At 63.4% G+C, this 17,982-nt stretch carries 16 protein-coding genes and 1 pseudogene; 14 read left to right on the plus strand and 3 right to left on the minus strand.

Annotation, left to right across the window (positions count from 1 at the left end; all coding sequences use genetic code 11):
* Positions 1–44: 44 nt before the first annotated feature.
* Complete coding sequence (gene glnL, locus C9I57_RS15110) at positions 45–1,187, plus strand: nitrogen regulation protein NR(II) (protein ID WP_107151489.1); 1,143 nt, start codon at positions 45–47, stop codon at positions 1,185–1,187.
* 14 nt (positions 1,188–1,201) lie between these two features.
* On the plus strand, positions 1,202–2,731 hold the full coding sequence (gene ntrC / locus C9I57_RS15115) for a nitrogen regulation protein NR(I) (RefSeq protein WP_107151490.1): 1,530 nt from the start codon (positions 1,202–1,204) through the stop codon (positions 2,729–2,731).
* Positions 2,732–2,804: 73 nt separating this feature from the next.
* Here the strand turns inward: ntrC and xth are convergent, their stop codons facing one another.
* Positions 2,805–3,581 carry an exodeoxyribonuclease III gene (gene xth, locus C9I57_RS15120; RefSeq protein WP_107151713.1) on the minus strand — a complete coding sequence of 259 codons (777 nt, stop codon included), beginning with the start codon at positions 3,579–3,581 and terminating at the stop codon, positions 2,805–2,807.
* 287 nt (positions 3,582–3,868) lie between these two features.
* Here xth and C9I57_RS15125 point away from each other — a divergent pair, with 287 nt between their 5' ends.
* The 9 genes from C9I57_RS15125 (at position 3,869) to C9I57_RS15165 (ending at position 11,290) form a co-directional block, all read left to right on the plus strand.
* Positions 3,869–4,411 carry an SUF system Fe-S cluster assembly regulator gene (locus C9I57_RS15125; RefSeq protein WP_107151491.1) on the plus strand — a complete coding sequence of 181 codons (543 nt, stop codon included), beginning with the start codon at positions 3,869–3,871 and terminating at the stop codon, positions 4,409–4,411.
* Positions 4,412–4,440: 29 nt separating this feature from the next.
* On the plus strand, positions 4,441–5,889 hold the full coding sequence (gene sufB / locus C9I57_RS15130; protein ID WP_107151492.1) for a Fe-S cluster assembly protein SufB: 1,449 nt from the start codon (positions 4,441–4,443) through the stop codon (positions 5,887–5,889).
* Between the two features lie 29 nt (positions 5,890–5,918).
* Positions 5,919–6,686, plus strand: coding sequence for a Fe-S cluster assembly ATPase SufC (gene sufC, locus C9I57_RS15135; RefSeq protein WP_107151714.1), 768 nt, complete (start codon positions 5,919–5,921; stop codon positions 6,684–6,686).
* The gene (sufD, locus tag C9I57_RS15140; RefSeq protein WP_107151493.1) at positions 6,683–8,008 is read left to right on the plus strand and encodes a Fe-S cluster assembly protein SufD; all 1,326 of its coding nucleotides are present in this window, start codon (positions 6,683–6,685) and stop codon (positions 8,006–8,008) included. The genes sufC and sufD overlap by 4 nt, the downstream gene beginning before the upstream one ends.
* On the plus strand, positions 8,005–9,261 hold the full coding sequence (locus C9I57_RS15145; RefSeq protein ID WP_107151494.1) for a cysteine desulfurase: 1,257 nt from the start codon (positions 8,005–8,007) through the stop codon (positions 9,259–9,261). Before sufD ends, C9I57_RS15145 begins: the two co-directional genes overlap by 4 nt.
* Positions 9,258–9,713 (plus strand): Fe-S cluster assembly sulfur transfer protein SufU, encoded by a 456-nt coding sequence (sufU, locus tag C9I57_RS15150; protein WP_107151495.1) that lies wholly within the window; start codon positions 9,258–9,260, stop codon positions 9,711–9,713. Before C9I57_RS15145 ends, sufU begins: the two co-directional genes overlap by 4 nt.
* 21 nt (positions 9,714–9,734) lie before the next feature.
* A complete protein-coding gene (locus C9I57_RS15155) occupies positions 9,735–10,094 on the plus strand; it encodes an SUF system Fe-S cluster assembly protein (protein WP_107151715.1) in 360 nt (119 codons plus the stop codon).
* A 10-nt stretch (positions 10,095–10,104) separates the two neighbouring features.
* Positions 10,105–10,425 carry a non-heme iron oxygenase ferredoxin subunit gene (locus tag C9I57_RS15160; protein ID WP_107151496.1) on the plus strand — a complete coding sequence of 107 codons (321 nt, stop codon included), beginning with the start codon at positions 10,105–10,107 and terminating at the stop codon, positions 10,423–10,425.
* Positions 10,426–10,564: 139 nt separating this feature from the next.
* Positions 10,565–11,290: a ferredoxin--NADP reductase gene (locus C9I57_RS15165; RefSeq protein ID WP_107151716.1), complete on the plus strand. Its 726-nt coding sequence runs from the start codon at positions 10,565–10,567 to the stop codon at positions 11,288–11,290.
* 12 nt (positions 11,291–11,302) lie between these two features.
* On the opposite strand, the gene C9I57_RS15170 is transcribed toward C9I57_RS15165, so the two are convergent.
* Both C9I57_RS15170 and C9I57_RS15175 read right to left on the minus strand, forming a co-directional pair.
* The gene (locus C9I57_RS15170) at positions 11,303–12,385 is read right to left on the minus strand and encodes an aldose epimerase family protein (protein WP_107151497.1); all 1,083 of its coding nucleotides are present in this window, start codon (positions 12,383–12,385) and stop codon (positions 11,303–11,305) included.
* Between the two features lie 63 nt (positions 12,386–12,448).
* Positions 12,449–13,669: a XylR family transcriptional regulator gene (locus C9I57_RS15175; protein ID WP_107151498.1), complete on the minus strand. Its 1,221-nt coding sequence runs from the start codon at positions 13,667–13,669 to the stop codon at positions 12,449–12,451.
* Between the two features lie 372 nt (positions 13,670–14,041).
* Here C9I57_RS15175 and xylF point away from each other — a divergent pair, with 372 nt between their 5' ends.
* The 3 genes and pseudogenes from xylF (at position 14,042) to C9I57_RS15190 (ending at position 17,930) form a co-directional block, all read left to right on the plus strand.
* Positions 14,042–15,070 carry a D-xylose ABC transporter substrate-binding protein gene (xylF, locus tag C9I57_RS15180; RefSeq protein ID WP_107151499.1) on the plus strand — a complete coding sequence of 343 codons (1,029 nt, stop codon included), beginning with the start codon at positions 14,042–14,044 and terminating at the stop codon, positions 15,068–15,070.
* Between the two features lie 107 nt (positions 15,071–15,177).
* Positions 15,178–16,734: pseudogene (xylG, locus tag C9I57_RS15185) on the plus strand (D-xylose ABC transporter ATP-binding protein).
* A complete protein-coding gene (locus C9I57_RS15190; RefSeq protein WP_107151500.1) occupies positions 16,731–17,930 on the plus strand; it encodes a sugar ABC transporter permease in 1,200 nt (399 codons plus the stop codon). Before xylG ends, C9I57_RS15190 begins: the two are co-directional and overlap by 4 nt.
* Positions 17,931–17,982 lie beyond the last annotated feature (52 nt).

Genomic DNA, 17,982 nt, shown 5'->3' on the forward strand with positions numbered 1-17,982 from the left:
ATTGCTCTTCATTGCAGCCCCTGCCCGATAGGCCGGACTCCACGATGGTTCTCAAGAATCTGATCAAGCCGAAGAAGGGGCATGCCGAACCCCTCACCGACGATGCGGCGCTCGCGTCATCGGGGCTGTTGCCAGGGCTGGAGGCGTTGCCGACGGTTGCGCTCGTGCTGGAAAAGCGCACGTTGCGCGTGGCGTTCGCAAACCCTTCGGCCGAGTCGATGCTCGACTTGTCGCGGCGTCAGCTCATGCAGATGTCGTGGCCCGACATCTTCGCGAACGGCGACGAGCTCGTCGAAACGATCGCGGCCATCGCCGAGCAGCGTTTTCACGCGACGCACCTCGATGCCGTGCTCGAGCGGCCGGGACGCGAGGCACTGCACGTGCATGTCGTCGTCGGATTTCTCGAGAGCGCGTCGGATTACGTCCTCCTCGAGCTGTTCGAGAACGAGCGCCACTTGCGCACCGATCGCGAGGAGCGCATTCACGACCTGGCAACCGCGAACAAGCAACTGATTCGCAACCTCGCGCACGAGATCAAGAACCCGCTCGGCGGCATTCGCGGCGCCGCGCAACTGCTCGAGCTCGAGCTCGGTGCGCGCGAGCGTCATGAGCTGCGCGAGTACACGCAGGTCATCGTGAAGGAATCGGACCGCCTGCAAACGCTCGTCGATCGTCTGCTGGAGCCGCACCGGCATCCGCATATTGTCGGCGACGTCAACATTCATGAAGTCTGCGAGCGGGTGCGCGCCGTCATCATGGCCGAGTTTCCGCGCGGGCTCACGATCGAGCGCGACTATGACGTGAGCGTGCCCGAGCTGCGCGGCGATAAGGAGCAGTTGATCCAGGCGCTGCTCAACATCGTGCGCAACGCGGCGCAAGCCCTGCGTGCACGCATCAGCGAAGGCGATGCGCGCATCGCGCTGCGTACGCGCGTGGCCCGCAAGGTCACCATCGCGAAACGACTTTGCAAACTGGCATTGGACTTGCGTGTCATCGACAACGGTCCGGGGATTCCCGAAGAGATTCGCGATCGCATCTTCTATCCGCTCGTGTCCGGGCGCGAGGACGGCAGCGGATTGGGTCTTACGCTCGCGCAGACTTTCGTGCAGCAGCACGACGGGATGATCGAGGTGGAAAGCCGGCCCGGACACACGGAGTTTCAGATTTTGTTGCCGCTCGATAATTGACTAACGACCACTCTATGAAGCCGATCTGGATAGTAGACGACGATCAATCGATCCGCTGGGTGCTCGAGAAAGCCCTTGCGCGCGAGAGTCTCGCTACACGCAGTTTCGCCAATGTGCGCGAGGCGCTTGGCGCACTCGATCACGAGACGCCTCAGGTGCTCGTGTCGGACATCCGCATGCCGGGCGCCTCCGGGCTCGAATTGCTGCAGTCGATTCGCGAGCGGTTGCCGGAGTTGCCCGTCATCATCATGACCGCCTACTCCGATCTCGACAGTGCTGTCGCGGCCTTTCAGGGCGGCGCGTTCGAATATCTCGCGAAGCCTTTCGATATCGATCGGGCCGTCGAGCTCATTCATCGCGCGGTCGACGAAAGCCTGCGCGGCACGCATGCGGCCGACGTATCGCTGGCCGATGCGCCCGAGATGCTTGGCCAGGCGCCGGCGATGCAGGACATGTTTCGCGCGATCGGCCGTCTCTCGCATTCGTCGGCGACGGTTCTCATCACGGGTGAGTCGGGTACGGGCAAGGAACTCGTTGCCCGCGCGCTGCATCGACACAGCCCGCGCGCGAACGGCCCGTTCATCGCGCTCAATACGGCCGCGATTCCGAAGGATCTTCTGGAGTCCGAACTATTCGGCCATGAGCGCGGTGCGTTCACGGGCGCCCAGGCGATGCGGCAGGGCCGCTTCGAGCAGGCCGAGAACGGAACGCTCTTTCTCGATGAAATCGGCGACATGCCGTTCGATCTGCAAACGCGGCTGCTGCGCGTGCTGTCGGATGGACAGTTTTATCGCGTCGGCGGACACAACCCGTTACGCGCGAACGTGCGCGTGATCGCGGCCACGCACCAGAACCTCGAGTCGCGCGTGCGACAAGGGCTCTTTCGCGAGGATCTCTATCACCGGCTCAACGTCATCCGGCTGCGCCTGCCGCCGCTGCGCGAGCGCAAAGAGGACATTCCGCTGCTCACGCGGCACTTTCTGCAAAAGAGCGCGCGCGATCTCGGTGTCGAGCCCAAGCGCGTCTCCGAGGCGACGCTTGCCTACCTCGCCTCGCTGCCGTTTCCGGGCAACGTGCGTCAGCTCGAGAACCTCGCGAACTGGCTGACCGTCATGGCGCCCGCGCAAACGATCGAGATCAAGGACCTGCCGCCCGATCTCGTGCCGCCCTCGGGAGAAGGGGCCGGCGAGATTGTCGCGGGACCTGCCGCCGTGCCGCAGGCTGCCACGGGCGTCATGTCGTTCGATGGCGGCGGCAGCAATGGTGTCGCAATCGCGGCGCCTCCATCGGCCGGCGCCTTGAGCGGCGTATCGACTGCAGTGCCCGTGAGCGTCTGGGAAAGCGGATTGCGCGCCGAAGTCGCGCGGATGCTGCGCGAAAACACCGCCGACGTGATGGACGAGCTGGCGCGCCGATTCGAGGCCGCGGTCATTCGCGAAGCGCTCGATTTCACGCGCGGCCGCAAGGTCGAGGCGGCCGAGCGGCTCGGCATCGGGCGCAATACGATCACGCGCAAGATCCAGGAGCTGCACCTCGAGCCGTGATGCATCGTTGACTGGGTTCCGGAGCGTTTCCTCGCTCGTTGCTCCGGTCCAGTCGCTCGTTGTGTCGCCTGCGTTAGCCGATCTGCGCGATCACGGGCGCGTGATCCGATGGCTGGTCCCACTTGCGCGGCGTCTTGTCGACTTCACAGTGCGTACAGGTGGCGGCGAGCGCTGGAGACAGCAGGATATGATCGATGCGCAGGCCCGCGTTGCGTCTGAACGCGAGCATTCGATAGTCCCACCATGTGAACGTCTTCTCGGGTTGTTCGAATTGGCGAAACGAGTCGACGAAGCCGAGCTCGATCAACTTCGAGAATGCCGCGCGCTCGTCCGGCGAGACGAGATTCTGCCCCTGCCATGCTTGCGGATCGTGAACGTCGCGATCTTCGGGTGCGATGTTGTAATCGCCCAGTAGCGCGAGCGACGAGTAACGCGTGAGTTCGCCGGCGAGCCAGCCGGCCAGCGCCTCGAGCCAGCGCAATTTGTAGGCGAATTTCTCGGTGCCGGGTGCTTGGCCGTTCGGGAAATAGGCCGACACGATCCGCTTGCCGCCGACGGTGGCGGCGATGACGCGCTGCTGCGGATCGTCGAAGCCCGGAATGTTGCGCACGATGTCGGTTTCGTCGACTTCGATCCCTTCGCGCACGAGAATACCTACGCCGTTATAAGTCTTTTGTCCGGCGCACCAACTGCGATATCCCTTGGCCGCGAATTCCGCGTGCGGGAATTTCTCGTCGGGCAGTTTCAGCTCTTGCAGACAGAGCACATCGGCATGGCTCAACTCGAGCCAATCGATGACATGCTGCTGGCGCACCTTCAAGGAATTGACATTCCAAGTTGCGATTTTCATGTTTGGAGTGATGCGGTCGGTCTTGTCGGCGAGCCGCGACGGGTCGTATTTTCGCGAGAAGCGTATCACAGTCCCTTGAGCCAACAAGGTTTTGAAGTCGGGACTACAATGGGTTCGTGACGCCGATGTCGAGCGAATTGGGGCGACGAGCACGGGATTCAAAGGCTGCATTGCCGCCCGAAAGACGCTGAAGTCCGCAATGTGATTCCTGTCGGTTCTTGTTTTTGGGTGCGGATCGTCGGCAGCTCAATCAGGACCTTTTGGGTACTGATTAGGAGTACTACGTAATGCTGCGAATGAGCAAGCTTGCCGATTACGGCACGGTGATCCTGGTCGCGATGGCACGCGACGTCGAAGTCGTGCAAAGCGCCGGCAGCCTGGCGGGCGCGACGGGCATCCCGCTGCCGACCGTCGCCAAAGTTATGAAGATTCTCACGCGCGGCGGCCTGACGAGAGCACTGCGGGGCGCGAGCGGCGGCTATCTGCTTCAGCTCGCGCCGCGGAGTATCACGCTCGCCGACGTCATCATTGCAATGGACGGCCCATTTGGCATGACCGAATGCAGCGCGGCGCCGGGCCTCTGCATGCAGGAGGCGATGTGCGGTGCACGCGCGAATTGGCAAAAGGTCAATCGTGTCGTGCTCGAAGCATTGAGGCAGGTATCGCTTGCCGATATGGCCGGCCCGGTGTTGTCCGAGGCCGACCTCGGCGCCATTCGGACACGGGCTCCACGCAGCGAAGGCGTTCAGTTTGCCGCGCAGCCCGCGCGCAACCCGAAGTCCACACGAGACGCACTCTCGACGTCGCGCGCGACACCGCGCCCGCGTTGACATAGCGGAGGTCACGCATGAGTTCACCGATGACTTCACCCTCGACAAGCATCGATCAATTGATTCGTCGCGAATATCGGCACGGATTCGTCAGCGACATCCTGTCCGATACGCTGCCGCGCGGATTGTCCGAAGACGTGGTTCGGCTCATCTCGGCGAAGAAGAACGAGCCCGAGTTCATGCTCGAATGGCGGCTCGCCGCCTACCGGCACTGGCTCACGATGAAGGAGCCCGGCTGGGCCACCGTTCGCCACCCGCCGATCAACTATCAGGACATCGCCTACTATTCTTCGCCGCTCTCGGGCAAAGAGCGCCCGAAGAGCCTCGACGAAGTCGATCCGGAGTTGCTGCGCACGTACGAAAAACTCGGCGTGCCGCTCGCGGAGCGCGAACTTCTTGCTGGCGTGGCAGTCGACGCTGTGTTCGACAGTGTATCGGTCGCGACTACGTTTCGCGAAAGACTCGGCGAGCTCGGGATTATTTTCTGTTCATTCTCCGAAGCGGTCGAGCGGCATCCCGACCTGGTACGCCAGTATTTAGGCTCGGTCGTTCCGCACACGGACAACTTCTTTGCCGCGCTGAATTCGGCCGTCTTCAGCGATGGGTCGTTTTGCTACATTCCGCCCGGCGTACGCTGCCCGATGGAGCTGTCGACGTACTTCCGCATCAACGCGCGCAACACCGGCCAGTTCGAGCGCACGCTGATCATCGCGGACAAAGGTTCATACGTCAGCTACCTCGAAGGCTGTACGGCGCCGATGCGCGACGAAAATCAGCTGCATGCGGCGGTCGTCGAACTCGTCGCGCTCGAGGACGCACAGATCCGTTACTCGACTGTGCAGAACTGGTACCCGGGCGACGAAGAGGGTCGTGGCGGCATCTACAACTTCGTGACGAAGCGCGGCGACTGCCGCGAGGCCAACGCAAAGATCTCATGGACGCAGGTCGAGACGGGGTCCGCCATCACGTGGAAGTACCCGAGCGTCATCTTGCGCGGGGACAACTCGATTGGCGAGTTCTATTCCGTCGCGCTGACGAATCACTATCAGCAGGCCGACACCGGCACGAAGATGGTGCATCTCGGACGCAACACGCGCAGCACGATCATCTCGAAGGGGATCTCGGCGGGGCGCGGCAAGAATGCGTACCGCGGCCTCGTGAGAATCGGACGCGGCGCCGAGGGCGCGCGCAACTATACGCAATGCGATTCGCTGCTGCTGGGCGAGCGTTGCAGCGCACATACGTTTCCGTACATCGAGGTCAAGAATCCGACTGCCAACGTGGAGCACGAAGCATCGACTTCACGCATTGGCGAAGATCAACTGTTCTACTGCAGACAGCGCGGCCTTTCCGAGGAAGACGCCGTTTCGATGATCGTCAACGGCTTTTGCAAGGAAGTGTTCAAAGAGCTGCCGATGGAATTCGCCGTCGAGGCGCAGAAGCTGCTCGGCGTGAGCCTCGAAGGCAGCGTCGGGTGAGATGGAACGTGGCTGAAAGGACGACAATGATGCTCGAGATCAGCAATCTGAACGTCGAAGTCGAAGGCAAACCGATTCTGCGCGGCCTGGACCTCAGCGTCGGCGCAGGCGAAGTGCACGCGATCATGGGCCCGAATGGGTCGGGCAAGAGCACGCTCGCCCATGTGCTGGCAGGGCGTGATCACTACGTCGTGACGGGCGGAACGGTTCGTTATCGCGATCGCGATCTGCTCGCGCTCGCGCCCGAAGAGCGTGCGAAAGAGGGGCTCTTTCTTGCATTTCAGTATCCCGTCGAAATACCGGGTGTCAGCAACGTCTATCTGCTGAAGGCCGCGCTCAACGCGCAGCGCCGGCATCGCGGCGAGCCCGAGCTCGATGCGATGGAATTCCTCCAGATCGTCAAGGAGAAGATGGCGCTGATGCAGATGGACGAGAGTCTGCTTTATCGTGCCGTCAACGAAGGATTCTCGGGCGGTGAGAAAAAGCGCAACGAAATTCTTCAATTGGCCGTGCTCGAGCCCAAGCTTGCGATCCTCGACGAAGCGGACTCAGGTCTCGATATCGATGCGCTGCAGACGGTCGCGAACGGCGTGAACCGGATGCGCAGTCCGGAGCGCGCGATCGTGATCGTCACGCACTATCAGCGGCTGCTCGACTACGTCGTGCCCGATCGTGTCCATGTCCTTTCGCAGGGCCGCATCGTCAAATCGGGTACGCGCGAGCTCGCGCTCGAGTTGGAGAGCAAGGGTTACGGTTGGGTGGCGGAGGCTGATGCCCGGCGGGAGGCATCGCAATGACCGACTCGACCCTCGACCTCTATCGCCACGCGTTCCGTACGCTCGCGAAGACGCTGCCGGGCGCGGAGCTCGGGTGGCTGCGCAGCGCGCGGCGCCACGCGTTTGAACGGTTCGAGGCGCTGCGCTTTCCGACCACGCACGCCGAGGAATGGAAGTACACGAACGTCGCGCCGATCGAGCAGCACGCTTGGCATTTCGCATCCCCGCGCGGTGACAATGTCGACGTATCGTCGATCGTCGACGATCTGGTGTTGGAGAAATCAGCGGTACGCCTCGTGTTCGTCAACGGACGGCACGCGCCCAAGCTTTCGCAATTGCAAGGCTTGCCCGAAGGCGCTTTCGTCGGCAGCCTCACGCGCGCGCTCCGTGAATTCCCCGAACGCATGGAGCCGTTGATCGCGCGCGTGATGCCGCACGACGGATTCGCCGCGCTCAATACCGCCTTTCTCAGCGACGGCTACGTCGTCGTGTTGCCGCCGGATTGCCGGATCGAGCGACCGATGCAGATGCTGTTCATCGCGGACGAAGCGGGTCTCGCCACGCATCCCTTCAATGCGGTGCTCGCCGCGCGAGGCTCGCGCTGTTCCATCGTGGAACAATTCGTCGGCATCGCGGACGACAGCTATCTGACGAACGCGGTGACGCATATCGCCGCGGCCGTCGGTGCCGAGGTCGAGCACTGCCGCGTCCAGGAAGAGGCGCGCCGCGCGTTTCATGTCGCTCGTGTCGACATCGCCGAGGAGCGCGCGAGCCATGTCGCATCGCATTCGTTTGCATTTGGCGGCACGCTCTCGCGAGTCGAAATCGATGTCCGCTTTGCCGGAACCGACGCGCGCACGGAGTTGACGGGGCTCTACTTCGCCGGTTCGCGCCAGCACCTCGATCATCACACGCGCATCGACCATGAGGTGCCGCGCTGCACGAGCCGCGAGCACTACCGGGGCGTGCTCGACGGCGCATCGCACGGCGTATTCGATGGACGCGTGATCGTCCACCAGGGCGCCCAGCAGACCGATGCGCATCTCGAGAACCAGAATCTGCTGCTTTCGCGCGATGCCGAGATCGACACCAAGCCGCAGCTCGAAATTTATGCCGACGACGTGAAGTGCACGCACGGCGCGACGGTTGGCCGGCTCGACGATAACCAGCTCTTTTATCTGCGGGCGCGCGGAATCGACGAGCCTGTCGCGCGCGCGACGCTCGTCTGGGCGTTCGCGCGCGATGTCATCGATCGCGTCGGCGCCGATTCGGTGCGCGCGCGGCTCGCGAAGCTGCTGCTGGCGCGCACGCCTGAAGCCGAACGTATCCGCGAATTGACATGAAGCTGATCGAACCCTTGACGACGAGTCCCGACCGCGACGCGGTGGCGCGCTGGCGTGAAGATTTCCCGATCCTGCGCGAACGCGTGCACGGCAAGCCGCTCGTCTACCTCGACAACGGTGCAACGACGCAAAAGCCCGCGACCGTCATCGCAGCGGAGCGCCGCTACTACGAGCATACGAATTCGAATGTCCATCGCGGCGTGCACCTGCTCTCGCAGCGGGCGACGGAAGCTTATGAGGCGGCGCGCGCGCGCATTGCGCGCTTCATCAACGCGGCGCGGCCGGAAGAAATCGTCTACGTGCGCGGTACGACCGAAGCCATCAATCTCGTCGCGCAAAGCGACGTCCGGCCGCGCGTCGCGCCCGGCGACGAGATCCTGATCAGCGCGATGGAGCATCATTCGAACATCGTGCCATGGCAGATCGTCTGCGAGCAAACCGGTGCCCGGCTCGTCGTCGTGCCGATCGACGACCGGGGCGTGCTCGACATGGCCGCATATGAGCGCATGATCGGCGAGCGTACGCGCATCGTCGCTCTGACCCATGTATCGAACGCGCTTGGCACGATCAACCCGGTCGGGCGGCTCATCGAGATCGCGCACGCCCGCGGCGTGCCGGTGCTGCTTGACGGCGCGCAGGCCATCGCGCATCTGCCGGTGGATGTCCGGGCGCTGGACTGCGATTTCTACGCGTTTTCAGGGCACAAGGTCTACGGTCCGACGGGCATCGGCGCGCTGTACGCCAAAGCGGACCGGCTCGAGGCGATGCCGCCGTGGCAAGGCGGCGGCGACATGATTCGCTCGGTGACGTTCGAGCAGACGGCCTACAACGCGATCCCGTGGAAATTCGAGGCGGGCACGCCGAATATCGCCGGCGCGATCGCGCTCGCGGCGGCGCTCGATTACGTCGACACGATCGGCGCGGATGTCATCGGTGCGCACGAGGCCGCGCTGCTCGCCTACGCGACGGACGCGATGGGTGCTTTGCCGCGCGTTCGGCTGATCGGGACCGCGGACGACAAAGCCGGGATTGTCTCGTTCGTTCATGAGGACGTTCATGCACACGACGTGGGGACGATTCTCGATCACCACGGCGTGGCGGTGCGCGCGGGGCATCATTGCGCGATGCCGGTCATGCAGCGCTTCGGCGTGCCGGCCACTGTGCGTGCCTCGTTCGCGCTTTACAACACGCGCGACGATATCGACGCGCTAGTCGCGGCAATGACGCAGGTGGAGGAGGTCTTCGGACGATGAGCGATTTGCGCGACCTCTATCAAGAAGTGATCTTCGACCACTACAGGCAGCCGAGGAATCGCGGCGTGCTGGCTCACGCGAACCACAAGGCGGACGGCTACAACCCGCTTTGTGGCGATCGCATCACGCTTTATCTGCTCGTGGAAGAGGGCATTGTGAAGGATGCGCGGTTCGAAGGCACCGGGTGCGCCATCGCGACGGCCTCGGCGTCGCTGATGACAGAAGCGCTCAAGGGTCGGACCGAGGCCGAGGCCGAAGCGTTGTTCGGGCGCTTCCACGAGATGGTGACGACGCCTCCTGGTCAGGCTGTCGCCGACGAGGCGGCGCTCGGCAAGCTCGCGACGCTCTCGGGCGTCCGTGAGTTTCCGGCGCGCGTGAAATGCGCGACGCTGGCTTGGCATACGCTACATGCGGCGCTGCGCGATGAAACAGGAACAGTCTCCACGGAATGATGGGCGAATGCGATGAAGGCTATGAAGGCGATGGATTGGTTGCGGCGCGGCAACAAGGCCGATGATGCCGGTTACGGCGATCTGCAGACGCGTGTGATCGAGGCGTTGCGGACCGTGTTCGATCCCGAGATTCCCGTCAACATCTACGATCTCGGGCTCGTCTATGAACTCGCCATCGACGAGGACGAGGGCCGCGTCGGCGTGCGCATGACGCTGACCGCGCCCGGTTGCCCCGTTGCGCAGACGTTTCCCTCGATCGTCGAGGACGCGGTGCGCTCAGTGGATGGCGTCAACGATGCGGTGGTCGAGCTCGTTTGGGATCCGCCCTGGTCGAGGGAGCGGATGTCGGAAGCCGCTCGCCTGCAATTGGGCCTCGTTTGAAGACTACCCCATGTCAGACTGGTTCAACGTAGCGAAGCTCGATGAATTTGCGCCGGGGTCCGTGCGCAGCGTCACCATCGACGGCACGCAAGTCGCCGTGTTCAACGTCGGCGGCGACTATTTCGCGATCGAGGATCTCTGCACACACGACGGCGGCGTGCTGACGGGTGGGACTTTTGAGGGCGATGTCGTCGTTTGCCCCAGACACGGCGCGCGCTTTTGCGTGAAAACCGGAAAGGCGCTCAGCCCGCCAGCCTATGAGGACGTTGCGGTTTTCCCGGTCCGCGTCGAGGCCGGCGTCATCCAGGTGCGCGATGCGCGTTGGGATTGAGCGGCGAGGGTTGCCGTGTGGCGACAAGGCACGCCGAAGCCGGGCATGATTGATGCAGGGACGTCGCGTCGGCGGCCCCCTGGACGAATCCGCCACATTGCAGGATGATGCGATTGTCGTCATTGGCCTGGGGGTTGCCATGAGCACCTATGAGACCAAGCTGATCGCGCGCGACATCGTCGCCGCCGATACGATGATCTTCGAGTTCGAGCGGCCGCAGGGCTTCGAATTCAAAGCCGGGCAGGCGATCGACGTGATTCTCCTGGAGACGGAGGTTGCCGAGGCGAAAGGCGCCCGTCATACGTTTTCGATCGTCAGCGCACCGTTTGAAAACAAGCTCGCCATCGCCACGCGCATGCGCGCCGCGAGCACGTTCAAGCTGGCGCTCAAGCGGCTCATGGTCGGCACGCCGGTGCGCATCCAAGGGCCGTATGGCTCGCTGACGCTGCACGACAACTCGCGGCGCGCCGCCGTGATCATCGCGGGCGGCATCGGCATCACCCCGTTCCTCAGCATGGCGCGTCAGGCCGCGAACGACCAATCCGCTCACTACCTCATGCTCGTCTATTCGAATCGCCGGCCGGAAGACGCACCGTTTCTTTCCGAACTGACGCAACTCGAGCGGCTCAATGTCAACTTCCGCCTCGTCGCAACGATGACGCAAGCGAGCAAATCCAATATCCATTGGAACGGCAAGACGGGGCCTGTCGACGAAAATCTCTTGCAGCAGGCGGCGGGCCATTTCCCCGAGCCTGTCTACTATGTCGCCGGCCCTCCGATGTTCGTCGAGGCAATGCGCGCGACCCTTGCCGACATGGGCATCGCCGAGAGTTCGATACACAGCGAGGACTTTTTCGGATACTGAGCCGTTGAGCCCTTATTCGGTCACGCCGAGCCGGTACGTCGTGACTTGCCGGTATGGCTTGCCGGGGCGCACGATCAGGTGATCGCGGCTCGCCGTATTGATTTCGTTCGGAAACGCCCCCGCTTCCAGACAGAGCCCGGCGTGACGCGCATAGCGATGCCCGTTGCGGCCGCGCACGCCGTCGAGATAATTGCCCGTATAGAACTGGAGGCCGCGCTGATCGGTCGATACCGTCAGCTCGCGGCCGCTGCCGGGATCGTAGGCGCGCGCGACCGGTCGAACGGTACCCGCCGTGCCACTCGTTTCGCCGTTGTTTTGCCCATGCGCTAGCACGTAGCAATGGTCGAAGCCACCCGCAAGCGAAAGCTGCGCATGCGGCCATTCAAGGCGCGCGCCGATCGGCGCGCTTTGGCGGAAGTCGAAAGCATTTCCCGCGACGGGACTTTCGCGCAACGGAATCAGCGAGGCATCGACTTCGAGAAAGCGGTCGGCATCGATCGTCATCAAGTGCCCGCGAATATCGGCGTTCGGTTCGGCCGTCAGATTGAAATAGGCATGGTTCGTCAGATTCAGCGGTGTCGGCGAATCCGTGTGAGCCTCGTAGTCGATCGTCAGTTCGCCATCGTCGTCGAGCGCATAACGAACCGACACGGCCACGTTGCCGGGAAAGCCGGCCTCTCCTTCGTCTGAATTCAAGCGCAGCACGAGCGCGCCGTCATCTTCCTCGGTATCCCAGAGCGCTCGATGAAAACCGGCGCCGCCGCCGTGCAGCAGATTGTCGCCCTCATTGCGATCGAGGGTGTATTCGATGCCGTCGAGCTTGAAGCGCGCACCGGCGATTCGGTTCGCCCAGCGACCGACGATGGCGCCCATGTACGCCGTCGATTCCAGGTAGTCGGCGGGCGAGTCGTGCCCGAGCAGCACGTCGCCGAGCCGGCCCGCCCGATCCGGCGCATGCCATGAGACGAGTGTTGCGCCAAGGTCGCTGATGGCAATTCTCATGCCCTGAGCGTTACGAAGCGTGAAGAGGCGGGCGAGGTCGCCGCCGGGGAGGGTGCCCCAGGGCTCGGAAGACAATGTTGCGGTGCTCATCATCGAGGAATTCGAAAGAAAGGGCGAGAGGTCAGGCCACGAAACAGAAAGCCGCCGGCGCGCGGATCATTGGACCGCCATTTTCGCGCGATCCTGAAATTCGCGCGGCGTGCAGCCCAGCTCACGGCGAAAGACGGCGTACATATATTGCAACGAAGTGAAGCCGCAGCGAATCGCGACGTCGGCGCTCGATGTATCGCCCTTCGCCAGCAGCGCCTTGGCCGCATCGAGCTTTTGCCGCAGGATTTCCTGGTGGATCGTGCACTGGAGCTCGCGGCGGAAATGCTCTTCGAGCGACGAGCGCGACACGCCCACATAGTCGGCGACCTGCTCAGTCCGGATCCCCCGGCAGGCGTATTGCCGGATGAAATGCCGGGCGCGCGCGACATACGGGCTTGCAACGGGCGTGTGCTTAGTCGATTCGAGCACGTTGATGCCGACGGGCGGCACGAGGATACGCCGCCCGGGGAAGCGTGCGCCGCGCAACATCTGGTGCAGCACATGCGCGGCCGTACGTCCCATTTCCTCGGTGCCTTGCGCCACGGACGAAAGCGGGATGCGCGTGAGCGTGCGCGCGAGCGGATCGTTGTCGATGCCGATGATCGCCACATCCTCGGGCACCGGAATGCCGGCGATCAGGCAGGCCTGCAACAGATGCCGCGCACGTGCGTCCGTCACCGCGATGATGCCGACGGGCTTCGGCAATGCATGGAGCCATTGCGTCAACTGATCGATTGCCTGATTCCAGGTCGGCGCGCTCGTGGAAAGGCCGCGATAGATCTCGGCGTCGATGGCTTCGGGCGCGCGGCCGTCGGCGGCCCGCAAGCGAGCGAACGCGAGCTCGCGCTGGTGCGACCAGCGGTTGTTCGGTGAAAGCGGCAGGCTGTACAGCGCGAAGTTTGTGAGCCCCGCGCCGATCAGATGCGTATAGGCAAGCGAGACGAGCTTCGTGTTGTCCGTCGCAATATATGGGACGTCCGCCGGATAGTGCGATGCGTCTTCGTACGAAGAGCCGACCGCGACGACGGGCAGCGGGCAGCCGCTGAGCGCCTCGCAGACAGCCGGGTCGTCGAAGTCGGCGATGATGCCGTCGCCGTCGAAACGCTCGATGCCGCCGAGACGACAGCGGAAATCCTCTTCGAGAAAGACGTCCCAGCCGATCCGGGTGGAGAGCAGATAGTTGCCGACGCCCGTGATGATCTCGCGGTCGTAGACCTTGTTGGCATTGAAAAGCAGGGCGATGCGGTGGGCCTTTTGCGCGCGCTGCGGTGCGTCCCGCTTCGTCATCGGCGCCCTCGTCCTCGGGCCACGTGCACCAGCGCACGTCCGGCGTCATGCATGCTCGTCTCCTTATCTGGCGCGGGCGCGCTCCGATGGGGTGATCGGCGGCCCGTTCGGCGTTGGTAGCGATTCTATGCGGGAAAGCCGATGCGCGCGAGCCGTGTGCTCCGCACCGGCAAGAAACATTATCGGCGCTGCGCAATTTCGCAATTGTCGCTCGCCGGTGTGCGCGGCAGTATGGCCGGCGTCCCCCAAGGGGACATCCTTCGGGAATCTCCGAACGGCTCTCTCTCGAGGGCGCCCCCGGGTGACTTCGTTCGGGAGCCCCAACAAGCCGCTTTTTCGGGGCCGCCAATACCAACAAGCAAGGAGTGAGACATGAAATTCACTGCACGCCGTTCGTTCCTGGGTTCGCTCGTCAGTGCAGCGATACTCGCGGGCCTGACCTTTGCCGCGCCGCTCGCGCACGCGAGCAAGGACCATCCTGAGATCGGCTTTTGCATCGACGATCTGCGCGTCGAACGCTGGTCGAAAGATCGCGATTATTTCGTGGCCGCGGCGAAACAGCTCGGTGCGACCGTGTCGGTTCAATCGGCCGATGCGAGCGAGGAGCGTCAGATATCGCAAATCGAAAACCTGATTTCGCGCGGCGTCGATGTCATCGTCATCGTGCCTTTCAATTCGAAAACGCTCGGCAATGTCGTTGCCGAGGCCAAGAAGGCCGGCATCAAAGTCATCTCGTATGACCGGCTGATTCTCGACGCCGATGTCGACGCTTATATCTCCTTCGACAATGAAAAGGTCGGCGAGCTGCAGGCGAAGGGCGTCTACGATGCGAAGCCGAAAGGCAACTACTTCCTGCTGGGCGGCGCGCCTACCGACAACAACGCGAAAATGCTGCGTGAGGGTCAGCTGAAGGTGCTCCAACCCGCGATCGATCGCGGCGATATCAAGGTCGTCGGCCAGCAATGGGTGCCCGAGTGGAGCGCTTCGACGGCGATGCGGATCGTCGAGGACGCATTGACGGCCAATGGCAACAAGATCGACGCGATTGTCGCGTCGAACGACGGCACGGCCGGCGGAGCGATCCAGGCGCTCGCGGCCCAGCATCTCGCGGGCAAGGTGCCGATCTCGGGACAGGACGCCGATCTCGCGGCGGTCAAGCGCGTGATGGCGGGCACGCAGACGATGACGGTGTACAAGCCGATCAAGACCATCGCAAGCGAAGCGGCCAAGCTGGCCGTCGAGCTCGCGAAGGGCGAGAAGCCGGCTTATAACGCGCAGTACGACAATGGTAAGAAGAAGATCGACACCATCTTGCTGCAGCCGATCCTCTTGACGAAGAAAAACGCCGACGTCGTCGTGAAGGACGGTTTCTACACGCAGGCTCAGCTCGCGAGCCAGTGAGGCCCAGCAACGCGGGAGGCTGATACTGCGCGCGGCGTCGCCCGGCGTCCCGGTCCCGACGGATCGGGGCGCGAGCACGCGCCGCGCATTGGAGCGAGACAGATCGAATGACGCAACCTCTGCTGACGATGAAGGGCATCGTCAAAGCATTCTCCGGCGTGAAGGCGCTCGACGGCATCGACCTGAGCGTCTCCCCCGGTGAATGCGTCGGCCTTTGCGGCGAGAACGGCGCGGGCAAATCGACCCTGATGAAAGTACTGTCGGGCGTTTATCCGCATGGCACGTGGGAAGGCACGATCCTCTGGGAAGGGTAGGAGCTGAAGGCGGCGAGCGTGCGCGATACCGAGCGGGCGGGTATCGTCATCATCCATCAGGAATTGATGCTCGTGCCCGAGCTTTCGGTGGCCGAGAACATTTTTCTCGGCAACGAAATCACGCTGCCCGGCGGGCGGATGAACTATGCCGCGATGTATCGGCGTGCCGACGAGCTGCTGCACGGACTCGGCATTCATGGCATCAATGCCGCGCAGCCTGTGATGAACTATGGCGGCGGCCATCAGCAATTGATCGAGATCGCCAAGGCGCTCAACAAGAAAGCGCGCCTCTTGATCCTCGACGAGCCTTCGTCGTCGCTGACGGCCTCCGAAACGAAGATCCTTCTCGACATCGTCCGCGACCTGAAGCGGCGCGGCGTGGCGTGCGTTTATATCTCGCACAAGCTCGATGAAGTCGAAGCCGTCTGCGACACGATAACCGTCATCCGCGACGGCCGGCACGTGGCGACAGAGCCGATGCGTGCGCTTTCGACGGATCGAATCATCTCGTTGATGGTGGGCCGCGAGATCAAGAATCTCTTTCCGCGCGAACCGCACGAGATTGGCGAGGTTGTCTTCGAAGCGCGCAACGTCACTTGTTTCGACGTGACGAATCCGCGGCGCAAACGCGTCGACGACGTGTCGTTCAGCGTGCGCCGCGGCGAAATCGTCGGCGTCGCCGGGCTCGTCGGGTCGGGGCGGACCGAGTTGATGTCGGCGGTCTTCGGTGCCTATCCCGGGCCGAGTTCCGCCGCCGTCGTGCTCGAGGGCAAGCCTCTGGCGATTCGCTCACCCTCCGATGCCATACGCGCGGGCATCGCCATGGTGCCGGAGGATCGCAAGCGCCACGGCATCGTGCCGCAGTTGGGCGTCGGGCACAACATCACGCTCGCCGTGCTGAAGCGGTTCGCTAAGCGCGGCGCGATCGACGCGGCCGCCGAGCTCGATACGATCCGCAAAGAGATGCAGCGGCTATCGGTTCGGGCGGCGCACCCGATGCTCTCGATCGCGAGCCTTTCCGGCGGCAATCAGCAAAAGGCCGTTCTCACGCGCATGCTGCTGACCGAGCCGAAGGTGCTGATACTCGACGAGCCGACGCGCGGCGTCGATGTCGGCGCGAAGTACGAGATCTACAAATTGATTTTCCAACTCGCCAAGGCCGGCATGGCGATCGTGATGGTGTCGTCGGAGCTCCCCGAAGTGCTCGGCATCAGCGATCGCGTGCTCGTGATCGGCGAAGGCGAGCTGCGTGGCGATTTCATCAACGACGGTCTCACGCAGGAACAGATACTCACGGCCGCGATTCAGCCCGTCGGGGACGCCGTGGACTTAAACGAGGCGCATGCATGACACCCGATACGATTTCTTCGCGCGCGAGCGGCGGCGCATCGCCCGCGGGCCTCGCCGGCACGCAGCGCGTTCAGCAACTTTTTGCACGCTACAAGATCCTCGCGCTGCTTTTTGCCGTCGCGGCCATCTGGCTTTTCTTTTCCGTACTCACGCATGGCGCGTTCGCGACACCGCGCAATCTCTCCAATCTGCTGCGGCAAATGTCGATCAGCGGCATGCTCGCCTGCGGCATGGTCTTCGTGATCATCGCGGGCGAGATCGATTTGTCGGTGGGCTCGCTGCTCGGTCTGGCGGGCGGCGTCGCGGCGATCCTCGACGTGAACCGGCAATGGCCGATCGCGCTGACGGTGCCGATCGCGCTTGCGCTCGGCGTGCTGGCGGGCATGTTCAACGGCTGGCTCTCGACGTATCGGCGCGTGCCTTCGTTCATCGTCGGGCTCGGCGGCATGCTCGCTTACCGTGGCGTATTGCTGGGCCTGACCGGCGGCTCGACGATCGCACCGGTATCGGACCACTTCGTCTTCATCGGGCAGGGCTACTTGCCCCGCTTCGCCGGCGACGCTCTCGCCGTCGTTTTGTTCGTACTCCTTGCGATTCTGACGGTCCGGCAGCGTAGCAACCGGCGCCGCTATGAGCTGCCCGTGCTGCCGATGTGGCAGGACGGCATGAAGATCGTGGGCGCGGGCGTCATTTTGGCCGTCTTCGTGGCCGTGCTCGACAGCTACGGCGGCATTCCGGTGCCGGTCTTGCTCGTGCTCGCGTTGCTCGGCATCTTCACATGGATCGCGACGCAGACGGTGTTCGGGCGCCGCATCTATTCGGTCGGCTCGAATCTGGAAGCCACGCGTCTTTCGGGCGTCGATACGAATCGGGTCAAGCTTGCCGTCTTTGCGTTGATGGGCCTCATGTGCGCGATCGCCGGCATCGTCAACACCGCGCGGCTCGCGGCGGGATCGCCGTCGGCGGGCACGATGGGCGAACTCGACGCGATCGCCGCGTGTTTCATCGGCGGCACGTCGATGCGCGGCGGATCGGGCACGGTCTACGGCGCGCTGATCGGCGCGCTCGTCATGGCCAGCCTCGACAACGGGATGTCGATGCTCGATGTCGACGCTTACTGGCAAATGATCGTCAAGGGCGGGATCCTCGTGCTCGCCGTGTGGATCGATGTCGTATCCGGATCGAATAAGCGCTGAAGCGGGATGTCCCTAAAGGGACTTCCTTCGGGGACCTCCAAGGGTGCTCCCG

It is taken from the genome of Trinickia symbiotica, assembly GCF_003028655.1.
GTDB lineage: Bacteria > Pseudomonadota > Gammaproteobacteria > Burkholderiales > Burkholderiaceae > Trinickia > Trinickia symbiotica_A.

Coding starts and splice junctions, on each gene's coding strand:
- glnL (WP_107151489.1), top strand. CDS start 45: ATGGTTCTCAAGAATCTGATCAAGCCGAAGAAGGGGCATGCCGAACCC.
- ntrC (WP_107151490.1), top strand. CDS start 1,202: ATGAAGCCGATCTGGATAGTAGACGACGATCAATCGATCCGCTGGGTG.
- xth (WP_107151713.1), bottom strand. CDS start 3,581: ATGAAAATCGCAACTTGGAATGTCAATTCCTTGAAGGTGCGCCAGCAG.
- C9I57_RS15125 (WP_107151491.1), top strand. CDS start 3,869: ATGCTGCGAATGAGCAAGCTTGCCGATTACGGCACGGTGATCCTGGTC.
- sufB (WP_107151492.1), top strand. CDS start 4,441: ATGACTTCACCCTCGACAAGCATCGATCAATTGATTCGTCGCGAATAT.
- sufC (WP_107151714.1), top strand. CDS start 5,919: ATGCTCGAGATCAGCAATCTGAACGTCGAAGTCGAAGGCAAACCGATT.
- sufD (WP_107151493.1), top strand. CDS start 6,683: ATGACCGACTCGACCCTCGACCTCTATCGCCACGCGTTCCGTACGCTC.
- C9I57_RS15145 (WP_107151494.1), top strand. CDS start 8,005: ATGAAGCTGATCGAACCCTTGACGACGAGTCCCGACCGCGACGCGGTG.
- sufU (WP_107151495.1), top strand. CDS start 9,258: ATGAGCGATTTGCGCGACCTCTATCAAGAAGTGATCTTCGACCACTAC.
- C9I57_RS15155 (WP_107151715.1), top strand. CDS start 9,735: ATGAAGGCGATGGATTGGTTGCGGCGCGGCAACAAGGCCGATGATGCC.
- C9I57_RS15160 (WP_107151496.1), top strand. CDS start 10,105: ATGTCAGACTGGTTCAACGTAGCGAAGCTCGATGAATTTGCGCCGGGG.
- C9I57_RS15165 (WP_107151716.1), top strand. CDS start 10,565: ATGAGCACCTATGAGACCAAGCTGATCGCGCGCGACATCGTCGCCGCC.
- C9I57_RS15170 (WP_107151497.1), bottom strand. CDS start 12,385: ATGATGAGCACCGCAACATTGTCTTCCGAGCCCTGGGGCACCCTCCCC.
- C9I57_RS15175 (WP_107151498.1), bottom strand. CDS start 13,669: ATGACGAAGCGGGACGCACCGCAGCGCGCGCAAAAGGCCCACCGCATC.
- xylF (WP_107151499.1), top strand. CDS start 14,042: ATGAAATTCACTGCACGCCGTTCGTTCCTGGGTTCGCTCGTCAGTGCA.
- C9I57_RS15190 (WP_107151500.1), top strand. CDS start 16,731: ATGACACCCGATACGATTTCTTCGCGCGCGAGCGGCGGCGCATCGCCC.